Origin of the sequence: Bradyrhizobium niftali (assembly GCF_004571025.1) — a bacterium.
Taxonomy (GTDB): Bacteria; Pseudomonadota; Alphaproteobacteria; order Rhizobiales; family Xanthobacteraceae; genus Bradyrhizobium; species Bradyrhizobium niftali.
Genome location: NZ_SPQT01000064.1, coordinates 1 through 13,623 on the forward strand (window position 1 = coordinate 1; position 13,623 = coordinate 13,623).

10 protein-coding genes and 3 pseudogenes are annotated in these 13,623 nt (G+C 58.3%); 6 read left to right on the forward strand and 7 right to left on the reverse strand.

Annotated elements, in window-relative coordinates; all coding sequences use genetic code 11:
• Positions 1–43: 43 nt before the first annotated feature.
• Positions 44–478: a hypothetical protein gene (locus E4K65_RS45105; protein WP_135179569.1), complete on the forward strand. Its 435-nt coding sequence runs from the start codon at positions 44–46 to the stop codon at positions 476–478.
• A gap of 281 nt (positions 479–759) precedes the next feature.
• Here the strand turns inward: E4K65_RS45105 and E4K65_RS45110 are convergent, their stop codons facing one another.
• Positions 760–1,008 carry a hypothetical protein gene (locus E4K65_RS45110; RefSeq protein WP_027545907.1) on the reverse strand — a complete coding sequence of 83 codons (249 nt, stop codon included), beginning with the start codon at positions 1,006–1,008 and terminating at the stop codon, positions 760–762.
• Positions 1,009–1,832: 824 nt separating this feature from the next.
• On the opposite strand from E4K65_RS45110, the gene E4K65_RS45120 reads away from it, so the two are divergent.
• Both E4K65_RS45120 and E4K65_RS45125 read left to right on the forward strand, forming a co-directional pair.
• A complete protein-coding gene (locus E4K65_RS45120) occupies positions 1,833–3,272 on the forward strand; it encodes a hypothetical protein (protein ID WP_235886036.1) in 1,440 nt (479 codons plus the stop codon).
• A gap of 44 nt (positions 3,273–3,316) precedes the next feature.
• Positions 3,317–4,390 carry an acyltransferase family protein gene (locus E4K65_RS45125; RefSeq protein ID WP_135179571.1) on the forward strand — a complete coding sequence of 358 codons (1,074 nt, stop codon included), beginning with the start codon at positions 3,317–3,319 and terminating at the stop codon, positions 4,388–4,390.
• A 417-nt stretch (positions 4,391–4,807) separates the two neighbouring features.
• On the opposite strand, the gene E4K65_RS45130 is transcribed toward E4K65_RS45125, so the two are convergent.
• Positions 4,808–5,593, reverse strand: a complete 786-nt coding sequence (locus E4K65_RS45130; protein WP_167771683.1) for a serine hydrolase domain-containing protein — start codon at positions 5,591–5,593, stop codon at positions 4,808–4,810.
• Positions 5,594–5,801: 208 nt separating this feature from the next.
• Here E4K65_RS45130 and E4K65_RS45135 point away from each other — a divergent pair.
• Together E4K65_RS45135 and E4K65_RS45140 are read left to right on the forward strand one after the other, a co-directional pair.
• Positions 5,802–6,128, forward strand: a pseudogene (locus E4K65_RS45135) (Ku protein); the annotation flags it as partial.
• A gap of 188 nt (positions 6,129–6,316) precedes the next feature.
• Entirely contained in the window at positions 6,317–7,996 is a 1,680-nt protein-coding gene (locus E4K65_RS45140; RefSeq protein ID WP_235886038.1) for a recombinase family protein, read from the forward strand.
• A 385-nt stretch (positions 7,997–8,381) separates the two neighbouring features.
• Here the strand turns inward: E4K65_RS45140 and E4K65_RS45145 are convergent, their stop codons facing one another.
• The 5 genes and pseudogenes from E4K65_RS45145 to E4K65_RS50165 all read right to left on the reverse strand — a co-directional run bounded on the left by E4K65_RS45145 (position 8,382) and on the right by E4K65_RS50165 (position 11,644).
• Positions 8,382–10,211, reverse strand: coding sequence for a carbamoyltransferase family protein (locus E4K65_RS45145; protein WP_135179573.1), 1,830 nt, complete (start codon positions 10,209–10,211; stop codon positions 8,382–8,384).
• Positions 10,212–10,216: 5 nt separating this feature from the next.
• On the reverse strand, positions 10,217–10,366 hold the full coding sequence (locus E4K65_RS48055; RefSeq protein WP_235886039.1) for a DUF5989 family protein: 150 nt from the start codon (positions 10,364–10,366) through the stop codon (positions 10,217–10,219).
• A 2-nt stretch (positions 10,367–10,368) separates the two neighbouring features.
• A complete protein-coding gene (locus tag E4K65_RS45150; protein WP_135179574.1) occupies positions 10,369–10,794 on the reverse strand; it encodes an SxtJ family membrane protein in 426 nt (141 codons plus the stop codon).
• Between the two features lie 100 nt (positions 10,795–10,894).
• A pseudogene (locus tag E4K65_RS49660) lies at positions 10,895–11,180 on the reverse strand (alpha-crystallin domain-containing protein); the annotation flags it as partial.
• 221 nt (positions 11,181–11,401) lie between these two features.
• Positions 11,402–11,644, reverse strand: a complete 243-nt coding sequence (locus E4K65_RS50165) for a GNAT family N-acetyltransferase (protein WP_135179575.1) — start codon at positions 11,642–11,644, stop codon at positions 11,402–11,404.
• Between the two features lie 1,724 nt (positions 11,645–13,368).
• On the opposite strand from E4K65_RS50165, the pseudogene E4K65_RS48330 reads away from it, so the two are divergent.
• Positions 13,369–13,623, forward strand: a pseudogene (locus tag E4K65_RS48330) (hypothetical protein); the annotation flags it as partial.

Genomic DNA, 13,623 nt, shown 5'->3' on the forward strand with positions numbered 1-13,623 from the left:
GTTAGTTCTTGTATAGGCACGGCTGTCTACTCCCGGTGTGCCAATGCGTTTCGTTCCCCTTCTGTTTTTGCTCCTGTCCGGCTGTTCTTCAATGTGGACAGACACCGCGTTGCCGACGCCCGAGGCCCCGCAGGAAACGTCGTTATCAGATGAAACTTTGCGGGAAGGGATTGCCAAAGCTGCCGATGACGCGCACCTGCAAGGCCCAATCGAAACATCCTCGCTGCGAAAAACAAGTCTCGGTCCGGGTTCATCTTTTGTCTGCTTGAGAGAGGCAAATCCGACCGCGGGCAAGCAGTCCTCACCCTACTCCGTGTTCTTTGAAGGCAACACCTACAAGGGTGCCCGGCTATCCGTCATCAGGGAAGAATGCGAACGGCAGGCCTATGCGCCCACCGAGAAGATCGACCTTCAGGCTGCAAAGTTGAAAGGTTGCGCCATGCCGGCCAAACCTTGCGCGCCCGTTCGACGGTCCTGATTTTCACTGCCGCACGCTGGCAGCTCGCAAGGTGGAAATCGACGTAGAATATTCGCCGATCACGAGCTGTAAGCTTGATATCGCCAGCGCTCATCACGACCCGGCGATCAGCAGCACGAACGACAGGCCCCCAGCCACGCCCCCTCAAATGCCGATCATGCCGGAAGGGACGTTCTGGCCACCGGTCCACATGATCAGGTTGACCGAAACGCAGAGCATCACGCCATACAAGTGGGTCCACCCAAACGAAGAGCGCTAGAGGCGACGGGGCGAAGCTACCCTCACTCCTCCGCCAGCTTCCGCTCGATATAAGCGTCCACCGTTTCGGCAAACGAGCGCTGCACGCCGACCGCGAGGTCGTGCTGGTCGAGCGCATCGCGCTGGAGCACGCGCAGGCCGCGCCCGCGGGCGCTGACCGGCGCCGTGTTCAGATATTGATCGATGGCGCCCTTGGCGATCGGGATGGCCTTCGGATCTCCCCTTGCGATCAAAAGCCGCAAGAGGCTCTGGCATTCGGCCAAGCCGGGCATGGGATCACCGCCTTCAGCCTTGCCGCGATTTCGGCTTCGGCCGCTTGACCGGCTGGGTGTGGGTGCCGAACAGCGCCAGCAGGAACGCGACTTCTTCCTTCGAACCGATCTGGATCATGATTGTCTCCTTTTCGCTTGGTTGGTCGAGGCCGGCGGAAAAGGAGTTCAGGACAATCGGGTTTCAGGATTGTTTCAGGCGTGTTTCGTCGGCGTGGCTGCAATTGACCTTTTTCTTCTGGCGCCGAGCGTCCAGTTGCCATGTCCTTGGGATCGGTCTGTGCTGTCGCAAATCCGCACGACAACGCCCAGCCAACCGCCGTTATCAGAATGATCCGCATTGCGAGACTCCGCTTGGCTGATCGAACCAACAGACTGGTCCCGCTTCAGTTCCTTATCGTGTCATGCAAGCGATCAAACTGCCCGCAAACGATGTCCGAGTCGTGGGCAGTCACGTCCGTCTACCCTCAACTTCGGAAATGGCGGGCACCGTTCGTAAAGGTCGCGAAGGGCCATGAACGGACATACGCGGTGGCTCACCGATGGCCCCTGAGATCATGCGAACGGCGCAGGCTTTGATCCGCACGAGGAGGCGCAACTGATGCTCCCGGGCGACCAAGCGGTCAACGCATCACCACGGCCCATTCGGCGACGCGTGGACCACGAAGGCGCCCGATGCGAACTCGCGTCCCTGCTTCCGGCCACTTTCAACGATCATCGGTTCCACTAGAGCTTTGCTAACCAAACAATCTTTCTAGGAGAAATTGCCCATGGCAGAACCGCTCCTTATGAAACTGGAAACGATTACTCCTCTAGGTTGATACAAAGTGAAGTCGCAACGCCTTCAAAGACTTCAAAAGCAAAGCGATCGCGTGAAAAAAGAGACCATTGACACGTCGGCCGATCCCGGCCTCTGCATCAGTCCTGCCGAGACGTTGCCCACGAGCTCGCCGCTTGCGATCACCCTAATGATGGGGTGCGGGTTTGCAGGCCTTGGGCTTCGTTACCTTGTCCGGGAGCACGCCACCGACGACGCCATTCAGTTCCTGATCCCGTGGTATGCCTTTGCTCGAGATCACGGCATTGCTGCACTGGCCGAACCTTTCACCAACTACACTCCGGTTTATAGCTACCTCCTGCTGATCGCGGCCCGTTTTGATTGGCTCGGCCAGCCACTTTCCCTCGTGAAGATGATCTCGGCAATATTCGAGCTTGGTTGCGCGATCGTCGTCGCCCAGATGGTTTGGCGAGCGACAAAGATACCGTTGCGCGCGTGCCTGGCCTTCTGCGCAGTTTGGCTTGCACCTACGGTGATCTTCAATGGCGCATTGTGGGGGCAGGCCGATTCGATCTGGACCTTCTTCACCTTGGTTGCCTTGGCGCTTTTCATGCGGGACCGAAATGGCATTGCGCCATTTGCGATGTCATTTTCCGTGAAGGCTCAGGGCGTGTTCCTGGGACCCTTCGTGCTCGGCATGATTTTGCGCCGCCGGATCCACCTAGCGTGGCTAGCCACCGTCCCCGGGATCTATCTGGTTCTCGCGGTTCCGGTTCTCGTCGCTGGCAGATCCTTGGCCTCCGTGTTCGCGGTCTATTTGGACCAAGCTCACACATTCAATCGCCTCACCATGAACGCGGCGAACATCTGGGTGTTGGCTGGAGCGATGCCGTACGCGATGGGTGTCGCTATCGGCATGGTGCTCGCCGCGACGAGCGGGCTCGCCTTGTCGATCTTGATCGCCCGCTCTCAACGGACGGGGCCGGAGTTTATTCTGCTCGCTGCGTGTGTATCGCTCATGCTCATGCCGTATCTGCTCCCGAAGATGCACGAGCGCTACTTCTACGCGTTCGAACTTGCGTCGATCGCGCTGGCCTGCCTCAATCCGCGCTATTTGCCCTTTGCGGTGATTGCTCAGGTCGACGGCGTGTTGTCCTATCTCGTGTTCGAAAGCGGAATCGTCCTGGGTGTGCTGCCGGCGGCACTCTGCAACAGCCTTCTCGTGTATTATCTCGTGCTTGATCTTTGGCGCGGCGAACGCGGATTTCGCTTTCCGAGGCTTGCCTGGCTCGGCTTCATCGCGTCGACCGCGGGGTTGTTCTCTTACCTGGTCTTCGAAGGGCCCGGTTGGGACATATCCCCCGTGTACCTGCTCGCCACGGGTCTCGTCACAGCTGCGGCGCTGCGGCTCCTCACAGACTCGCAACGGACCCCCATCAGTGGTCAAGAAGCAGGAACGCCTGGCGTTGCGGAAGCTTTGAGCACCTAGTTAGCTTATCTGGTGGATTTAGACCGAGCATAGTTCGTGATTTCATGAAATCCAGCAGTGGCTTATATTTTTCTCGCCTCGATCACATAAGAGCTCTGGCGGCCTACCTCGTTTTCGTGTGGCACTTCACCCATCTAACTGCTGAATTCCCCGTGCCATTCTCTGCCGTGCCGCCGTTCCCTTTCGCGCTGTTGGAAGAGGGGCACGTTGGCGTTGGGCTCTTCATGACACTGAGTGGCTACCTCTTCGCCAAGCTGGTGAACGGGCAGGCGATCAACTATCCCGCGTTTCTTTGGAGTCGAGCAGTAAGATTAGTACCATTGCTCGCCGGGTCTTTGGCCGCTTGGTATATTCTTAGCAAGCTTCACATTGGGTCTCCAATTTACTTCAGTGAGATCTGGCGCGGAGTCTTGTTGCCTACATTGCCGAACGGAGCGTGGTCGATCACGATCGAATTTCACTTTTACCTGCTGTTCCCGTATCTACTTGCGCTTAGCAACCGCTTTGGGCCTTATGCGCTACTCATCGGCATCTGTCTCAGCCTCTGCCTGCGTGCGCTCCTCTGGGTAAAATACGGAGAGGTCCAGCTCGTGGCGTATTGGACCATTATCGGGGCGATCGACCAGTTTCTGATGGGCATGTTCTTCGCAACGGCTGGCCTTGGCGTAAAGGCACGTCGCGTCGTGGCTTTCACGAGTGGGCTGCTGTTCCTGCTCTTCTGGCAAATATTCGACGCCAAGGGCGGCTTCTTCAACCTCGATGGGGCTTATCCCTCTCCCTCAGCATTATGGATAATAATACCATCGATGCAGGCCGTCGCCTTTGGCAGTTTCGTCGCCTGGTACGACAACTCAGGGATTAGCGTTCCTCCAGAGGTTGATCTCTGCCTTCGGAAAGTCGGAGAGTGGTCATATTCGATCTATCTCCTGCATTTTTTCCTGCGCGAAGTCTCGATCCCCCTTATCAAAGACCGTGTTGGCCAAGACGCCAACTTTTGGTGGGCGCTCCCAGCTGCGACCGTGCTTTTCGCGGCATTCGTACCCCTGGCGGGGCTGTCATTCGAGTTCTTCGAGAAACCGCTTCTACGACTCCGGACGGCCTACATAGTGCGATCTTAAAGGGGTTCGGCGGCACCGCATACGCATTGAAATCCGATCCGCTACCTCGGGGCAGCCCGATGGTCGGAGGTCTGCTATGGGTCTTGGCTGTGTGAAAACGCCAGGACGCCTGACAGCGATAGAAGAAGTTATTCGTTCAAGGCTGTCTCAACGGTCAAGCTTGCAAGCACATTCAATTTGAAGCGCGAACTGGAGAATGTAATTCTAGCCGCGTTTCGATCTTTCGCGTTTCTACACAGCCAGGGTCAAACCCGGAAGTCGGCGGTCCATGGTAGATGGTCTGCTCTGCCACTGTGAGCGGACATCACCGGATCCGCGGTTCAGGTCCGCGAAGGGCCACTACCGGAAGCACTTTTTGAAAATCTGGGGTAAGGCGCGCAACACCTGGGATGGGCGAGCGATGGCGCGAATCTTCTTCTAACCGCCGGCCTCGCCGTCAACCGCAACCTCGCGGCCGCTTCTAGCCTTGCCGCGCAGCACGACTTTGTTGTCGCCGCTGAACGAGAGCGAGAACTTCTGCTGCTCACCTAGGCCCACATACTGCACATCGACCGCGAACGTATCGCCGCTCACCCACGCGCCCTTGACCGCGCGCAGTCCGAAGGACGTTAGCTCGCTCTTGCGATAGAGGCCGTCGAGGCCGATCGGTCCGCGCATCTGGATCACGGGATTGGCGGGATTGTGCGTATCGATCTCCACCGCGTAGCCCGGCCTATCCGTGAACGACAGCGAAAGGGATCTGATATCGAGCGCGTTGTCGGCGAACCGGTAGGTCTTGCCTGAAATCATCGACGCGATCTGAGGCGCCGGACCGACCTCCGTCGGCTTCTCCGTCGTGACGTCACTGACTGCATCGGCAAGCAGGCGTGCCGTGTCAGGATTGGTCGGCAGCGGAGGGTCAGATTTGACCGCGCCGGAGATACCCTCAGCCATCCTGCGGAACGAACAGAAATCCCTCGCTGTCATCGCCGCCACGATGTCGAGATCGGGAAACACCATGATCACCTGGCAGTGATAGCCGACCGCCATAGAGACATGCCGGTCGGGCAGCGCCCAGAATTGGTTATGGTAGGTTAGGCTAGAGTCGGCCCTCGCGTTCATGCTGATAGTGGCGTGATTGACAGTATCGACCCATTCCGACGGAAGTAGTTGTTGGCCAGCCCACTCGCCGCGGCGGAGGTAGAGGTAGCCAATTTTGGCCATGTCGTGCGGTCGGAGCGACAAGCCAAATCCTCCAATCGCAATGCCCTGCGGATCCCTGCGCCAGAGCGGCGATGCGATCCCGAGTGGACCGAACAGCCTCGTATTGGCATAGGTGGCCGTAGCTGTCCTGGCGAGCTTGGTAACGATGGCCGAAAGCAGATGTCAATTGCCGCTGTTGTAGTAGAATAGCTCTCCCGGCGCATGCGACTCGTTCACCCAGCTCAACCGGCAGACCGGCCACCGCATCAAGTATCTCAAGGTCGACTCCGACACTGGCGACGAGGTCGCCAACGAGGACATCGTTAAGGGTTACGCCCTCGACAAGGACACCTTCATCGAGCTGACTAAGGAGGAGCTTGAGAACGTGGCGCTGGAATCCACACGCACCATCGAGATCGACGAGTTCGTCGACCGTAGCGAGATCGATCCGCGATACCTGATCCGTCCCTACTACCTGCGGCCGGACGGCAAGGTCGGCCATAACGCCTTTGCCGTGATCCGCGAGACCATCCGCGAGATGTACAAGCTACCGCTCAGAACTTCCGCAAGATGGCCAAGCACTATCCCGATGCAACCCCTCAAGCCCGCACAAAGGCCGATACAGCCGTTCGGCTGCATCGCGCCGGCGTCAATGCATTGCCGCCCCTTTCAACGGAATCAACCAGAATCAGACGCGCGGCGAGCTCCTAAAGCTAATCGACTGAAGTAGGACAGGAGGCCTGATTGTATTTCAGCTCGTTCTACAGCATGCAGTTTGAGCCTAAGAGCGCATGGTCGATCGGTGCTGTCACTGCCGTGATGTCAAAAGCTCTCATTGTACACAAAGACCGTTTGCTCCAACCGCAAAACACGTATCGCGCGGCGCAATACGTCCGGATGTCAACAGACCATCAGCAATACTCAATCGAAAATCAGGCGGCGGTGATCGCCACGTACGCCGAGCTTCACAATCTAACAATTGTCCGCACTTATCGAGACGAGGGTGAGAGCGGACTGAAAATCGACAATAGGCAAGGTCTTATCAAACTAATTGATGACGTTCGATCTGATCAGGCGAACTTTGGTCATCTGCTGGTCTTTGATGTTAGTCGTTGGGGGCGCTTTCAAGACGTCGATGAGAGCGCGCACTATGAGTTCATCTGTCGGAAGGCTGGGGTAAGAGTTACATATTGCGCGGAGCAGTTTGACAATGATGGCAGTCTGCTTTCCAGCATCATCAAGAATATCAAAAGAGTTATGGCGGCCGAGTTCAGTCGAGAGCTCTCTGGGAGAGTTCACGCAGCTTCCGTGCGTCTTGCAAGCAAAGGCTTCAAAGTAGGCGGTCGGGAGCCTTTTGGACTAGAGCGACGAGTTGTGGACGGCGAATTCCGGTGGAAAGGAACCCTACAAGCCGGCGAGCATAAATTTCTGTCGACAGACCGGGTAAGGCTGGCTCCTGGATCAGACGCGAAAGTCGAAGTCGTCCGATGGATTTTCAATGAGTACCTCCGGGGAGCGTCCCAAGAGGCAATCGCGCGGGAGCTTAATAGGCGTGGTAGTCTGACCAATAGAGGAGGGCCATGGTGCCAAAGCTCCATCAGCACACTTCTGCGGCGGGAGGCTTACATTGGCAACGTCATATACAATCGGCACACGCAGAAACTCGGCTCCAAGAGAGCCACCAATCCGAAAGACCTCTGGGTTAGAAGCGAGGGCGCAATCGAAGCCATAGTCGAGTGTGATGTGTTCAGACGCGTTAGCAAGGCCTTAGAGCAGCGTTGCGTCCACATATCGGAAGAAGAAATGCTTGTACGCCTTCGGAAGCTTCTAATGAAGAAAGGGAAATTAAGCGCGCCAATTATTGATGCTGCGCCGGGCTTGCCATCTGTAGGGACATATCTAAAACACTTCGGCGCTCTGCGGAATCTCTACCGTATGATCGGTTATGCCGGCAACAAAAGCTACTGGGCCAAGCTTGATACGCATAAACGATTGGTAGAACGTCAGCTAGAAAATGCAGCGCTGCTCCAAGAGGCTTTCGAGAAATCGGGTCGGAGCGCCACCTTTTACTCATCGAATCACTGTTTACGGGTCGATGATGCCGTGAATATCTGTTTCCGTGTAGCCACATGCCGAAAATATGTCAGCATTCCGCCGAAATGGAAGCTAGTTCGCCGTGTACGATGGCCTGCGGGATGGGTGGTGGTTCTGCGGCTCGCCGAGAATAATGAAGCAATCCTGGACTACGTAATAATGCCGTCAACGTCGCTGTCGTTTCAGGGCCAGTTGTTCTGGTTCTCCGAGGCGTCTCGTGCATCTTGCAAAATTGAACGATTCGACACTTTTGAAGAAGTGTCTCGAGTCCTCATCGAAAGTGTCAACAAAGGAATACGTGGCGCGAAATGTAGAACTCAATCCATTTGATCAGTGCGCAGCCAGACTGGATTAAGGGCAGGGCCCCGCCTATGTCAGGACGATTTGTTTGAGCTGGCACGGCATTCCCCCGATTATCAGCATCCTCCCGCGTTGCACTAAGATGGCCGGCAAGACCAAGCGCGAACAGGTGAACCGTGATCCTAGCCTAACATATGCTGCGCATACACCGATGCCGTGGCCCAACGCGCTGCAACGCCGGTCGCGATTGCGATGCCGAGCAAAGCTACCAGCAGCAGTCCGCGGTGCTCTGGCCGCCGTTGTAGGACTTCAGGTTCAGCCCGTCGTCCACGCGGCACGGCGACCGCCGCATTCGCCCTGCGGCGCGCTGAAACACCAGAACAGAGCCCGCGCCGGCGACGGGCCTGAAGAAGCGCTAATCCAGTTCGAAAGCCAAACTGTAATCCCGCCTGAGATCGGGATTCTGCTCGCCCTTGCATAGCACGCAGTTGCCGACTACGAGCACATCCAAATCGTTGCCCATGAAGCAGCGGAAAGCATCTTCCGGCGTGCATACGATCGGCTCGCCGCGCACGTTGAAGCTGGTGTTGACCAGAAGCGGGCACCCCGTCCGCGCCTTGAATCGCGTGAGCAGCCGATGAAAGCGCGGATTGGTCTCGGCGCTGACCGTCTGGATGCGGGCGGAATAATCGACATGGGTTACCGCGGGAATGTCCGAGCGGGCAATGTTGAGCTTGTCGATGCCGAACAGCGCCTGCTCCTCTGCGCTCATGGCGCGCCGCTTGTCCTTCCTCACGTCGGCGACGATCAGCATGTAGGGACTATCTGAATCGAGCTCGAACCAGTCGGCGACGTCCTCACGCAGCACCGCCGGCGCAAAGGGACGAAAACTCTCACGGTACTTCACCTTGAGGTTGAGGTTCTTCTGCATGGTCGGCGAGCGGGGATCGCCGAGGATCGAGCGCGCCCCCAGCGAGCGCGGGCCAAATTCCATACGGCCTTGGAACCACCCCACCGCGAGCTGATCGGACAGTGCCTTGGCCGTTGCCTCGATCATGTCGTCCTCACCCAGAACGGCATAGCGCGCCCCGCAAGCGGTCAGCCTCCGTTCAATCTCGCTGTCCGAAAATTCCGGCCCGAGAAAAGCGCCGGACATTCCATCAGTCACGGCGATGCTGCGCGGCCCGCCCTTGAACTGATGGAAGGCCGCAAGTGCCGCGCCGACTGCGCCGCCCGCATCGCCCGCCGCCGGCTGAATCCAGAGACGGTCGAACTGCCCGCCGCGCAGCACCTTCCCATTGGCCACGCAATTGAGGGCCACGCCGCCGGCAAGACAGAGATTGCGTGCACCGGTCCGGCTCGCGAGGCTGCGCGTCAGCCGCAGCACCGCTTCCTCCAGCACAGCCTGAATAGAGGCTGCGACATCCATGTGGAACGGCGTCAGCAACTGATCCGGCGGGCGCGCCGGCTGCCCGAACAGCTGGGCGAACCGCTCGTTGGTCATGGCGAGGCCAGTGCAATAGTCGAAATAGGACATGTTCAGCCGGAATGATCCGTCGGGCTTCAGGTCGACCAAATGATCCAGAATACGCTGTGCGTATTTGGGCTGGCCGTAAGGCGCCAAACCCATCACCTTGTACTCGCCGGAATTAACCTTGAAGCCCGTGTAATAGGTCACGGCCGAATAGAGCAGGCCGAGGGAATGGGGAAAATGAATCTCCTGGAAGATTTCGAGGCGGCTGCCGTCGCCTGTCGCCGCCGACGTCGTCGCCCATTCTCCGACCCCGTCCATGGTGAGGACTGCGGCCCTGTCGAACGGCGATGGGTAGAACGCGGACGCGGCGTGGCTTAGATGATGCTCGGAGAATAGCAGCTTCTCCGACGCGAAATCCTCATCGAACTCCCGAAGCAGATTTCGCAACAGGCTCTTCTGGAACAGCTTTTCCTTGAGCCACAGCGGAATCGCCATCTGGAAGGAGCGGAAGCCACGCGGTGCAAGCGCGATATACGTTTCAAGCAGGCGCTCGAATTTCAGGAATGGCTTGTCGTAAAACACGACATGATCGATTTTGGAAAGTCTTGCGCCCGCAGCTTCCAGGCAGTAGCGAACCGCATGGCGCGGAAACGACGCATCGTGCTTCTGGCGTGTGAAGCGCTCCTCTTGAGCGGCAGCGACGATGCGACCGTCCTCGACGAGCGCCGCGGCGCTGTCGTGATAGAACGCAGAGATGCCGAGAATGCGCATTTACCTCAGAACAGCGTGTAGATGAACGGCGCGACTGCAGAGCCCTTGGCTAGCACGATAACGCCCCCAAACACGACCATCATGATCAGGATCGGCAGCAGCCAGAATTTTTTCCGCAGACGCGTGAAGCGCCAAAGCTCGGCCAGAAACTCCATCATCAGAACTGGTCTCTCATCGTTTCCGGCGCGGGCCCCGGCGTGCGCGCGATCCAATAGCTTTCCGCACCGGGCTCGCGTTTCAGCCGCAGCAGATCTTTGCCGCGCAGCCGCATGACGAGGCCGGTCGGCAAGATCGTACCATAGAAGAGAAGACCCATGACGATGGGGTTGATGACCTTGTGCAGAAGCAGGCCGAATCTCATCCAAAGGCGATTGAGCGGGTGCAGCATGGACGGACAAATCCATGCCGCGGCGAGGAAAAGAGCCGCGGCGGATAGGGTCCACGGCCACAGCTGGCCAAGGTGCCAGCCATTCGAAAGACTTAGAAGCGCGAGCGCACCCGCGATCACCCAGCCGAAGGTCCGGTCCGATCCGGGAAGCGATGCCTCCTCGCGCGTGAAACTTTCGTGGGTTGACTGCGGCATCAGAACTCTGCCTCCTTCACCGGGTTAGCTTGGCTGACTTGGAGCGCGAATAAGAAGATCATAGTCCCTGTCCCATGCATTCTGTCGAGACGCTCGGAGTTCATTTCGGAGATATTTCATGAAGCGATGGTTTCATTACCGGCAGTTCGGCGGAGACCGTCAGCGTCGTGTCGGTCTCGCAGAGCTCGACCTTCGGCCAACCGAAGCGACCTTCCATGGCTTCCGGGACCTCGCGGACGAGGTCGATAATCAGCAGGCCATCCTGGAGCGAGGCCTGCTTGACTTGAACGTATTCGGCCCGCCGGAATGGACGCGCGGCAATTCCTTGGTAGAGATATTCGCGCGACTGCCTCGGGCTTCCGGCCCTCGATGGTGAGCGCATTCCGCCTGCCGTCACCGCGATGCCCTAGACCCTGTTGGTAAAGTTTCAACACCTCGAGCAGATCGTGTTCTGTTGCACGGCGGATAATGCCTTCTTTCACGTGCTAATCCCATGGAGATGAGATTTGCGCATATTAGCTGCATCGGACCAACCTTCGTTGCGAGCAGACGGAATAGCAGTTGACCTTGCCGGCGGCGAATGCACGCATTACATGCATCGCCGGGTTCAGCAACGGGTCACTAAAAAATCCGGAAAGGGGGAATGCTGGCCGGGCGGGTAATCGTCGAGTACGCCAAACGCCCTGTAGCCAAGCCGTTTGTAAAATGCGCGTGCTTGAAAGCTGTACGTGTCCAACCATGCCCCACGACAGCCCCGCGCAATCGCTTCTCGCTCCGCTTGGAGCATTATTCTTCTACCAAGTCCGGGGCCGCGCAGGCTGTGCGGTACGAATAGAAGATCGACACGCATGAATGAGAAATTCGTTGCTCCCCACAGCCACCAAGGGTTTCACCGCTGTCATGGTCAGATAGGATAATTACCAAGGGCCGGTAGCTTTCCGGCTGACTGGCCAGGCCAGCCAATCCAATAGGTCCCATAGATCCACATAGGTTGATGCGTTTCACTCCCGTTGTATGCGCGAACCATCAAGCGCCCGCTTAGGGTACGCCGCAACTCCACCCGCTTACACCCGCTTACCGTCTCCATGCTCCCGCACACCATGGAGCGGCGGCAAACGCAGCGAATTCAGCGCAGGCATCAGATGCGCGATCGAGAAGGGGTGGCCCGAGCTGCACGAGAGCGGGCCCCACGTCCGGCTTCTGGCATCACGCCGAGCTGTTTCCGCGTCAGTAAAGCAACATTACCGACATCCACGTCGCCAGCGACGCGCAGGGAGCAATTCCGAAATAAGGCAATGCAAGACGCATCGGGGTTTTCCCTCCGAGACGCGAATATACGCTTAGCTTCGCATGTCTGCCGGCCGACGACTACGAATCTACGGTTGTGCGGTCGCGGCGCCAAGCGAAGACTTGGTGGCGCGCTCACGCCTCGTGCCAGCTTGAGGGCGAGAACGACCAGATCGAAGAAAAACCCGCCGACCTTGTGAGCCGGCGGGGAGTTGGACTGTAGATTACGATCGGTGTCACCAATCGCCGTAAGATTGTATCCGTAAAAGCGCGCAGCGGGAACCACTTACCTCTTCAAGCAGAGTCCAACTGTTGGCGATGTCCCACACTTTGCGCCGTCCGCGCCGCCGCCGTTTGGGCAGAACACAGAAACAAGCGCTTCGCTGCCATCGCAGTTCACAGCGCCATCCGCCTGCACTGCGCGGGCGCTCGGTTCGGCCTTGTCCCCTTTATCGCCCTTCGGCCCTTGAGGTCCCTGTGGGCCTTGTGCGCCGACTGCACCTTGAGGACCAGGGACGCCCTGAATACCTTGGGCGCCTTGCGGGCCGGCGGGACCTTGTGGCCCCGGATCGCCCTTCGGCCCAGGATCTCTCCCGCATGCTGCAAGTGCAAGGGCGGCGACGAGTGCCACAGCGGCTGTCAGCTTCTGCATGTTTCTCTCCCTCTGAGCGGCGTCATTAAAAGGGCTGCGGGCAGCCGCCGCACTAGAATGCCTGCCATGGGCCGAGCGCGAGCCACAAGCCTGGATCTTTCTGGTTTTACCGCGGATTGGTTCGTCACCGGCTATGCCGATTAGCCGGCTGGAATCCGGCTCCGGCGCCCCTGCCCCCCGTCGTGTACCGGAGCTGTTTAGCAGCTCTGCCCCCAATCGGTCAGCAATGTGATCGGATGCCCCGGAGCCGTTTCGCCAAACCAAACGACTACACGATGCCCCGAAATCAACCCCGTCTTTGGCAAGCTTCTCCGCTTCTTCGGCGGACGCGGCTGGTTTGGTGTCGAGATAAGAATGCTCGGACGCTGGCAGGCCAGTGCGGATATTTCGCCCATCGGCCCGCTTTATGCGAGCGACCCAGCGCTTTGGCCCCCGCTCGAATCGCTCGATATGGTACTCTTTGTACGTGATCATTTTGGCGCTGTTTTATCCGGCACCCCGCGCTCCCACAATAGCTCGCACGCCGCACAGGATGTCGCGGCCCAACGTTCGCGAGATCGGATCCTGGCCGAGCCACCGTTGCCGCACTCCAGTTAGTTCTTGTATAGGCACGGCTGTCTACTCCCGGTGTGCCAATGCGTTTCGTTCCCCTTCTGTTTTTGCTCCTGTCCGGCTGTTCTTCAATGTGGACAGACACCGCGTTGCCGACGCCCGAGGCCCCGCAGGAAACGTCGTTATCAGATGAAACTTTGCGGGAAGGGATTGCCAAAGCTGCCGATGACGCGCACCTGCAAGGCCCAATCGAAACATCCTCGCTGCGAAAAACAAGTCTCGGTCCGGGTTCATCTTTTGTCTGCTTGAGAGAGGCAAATCCGACCGCGGGCAAGCAG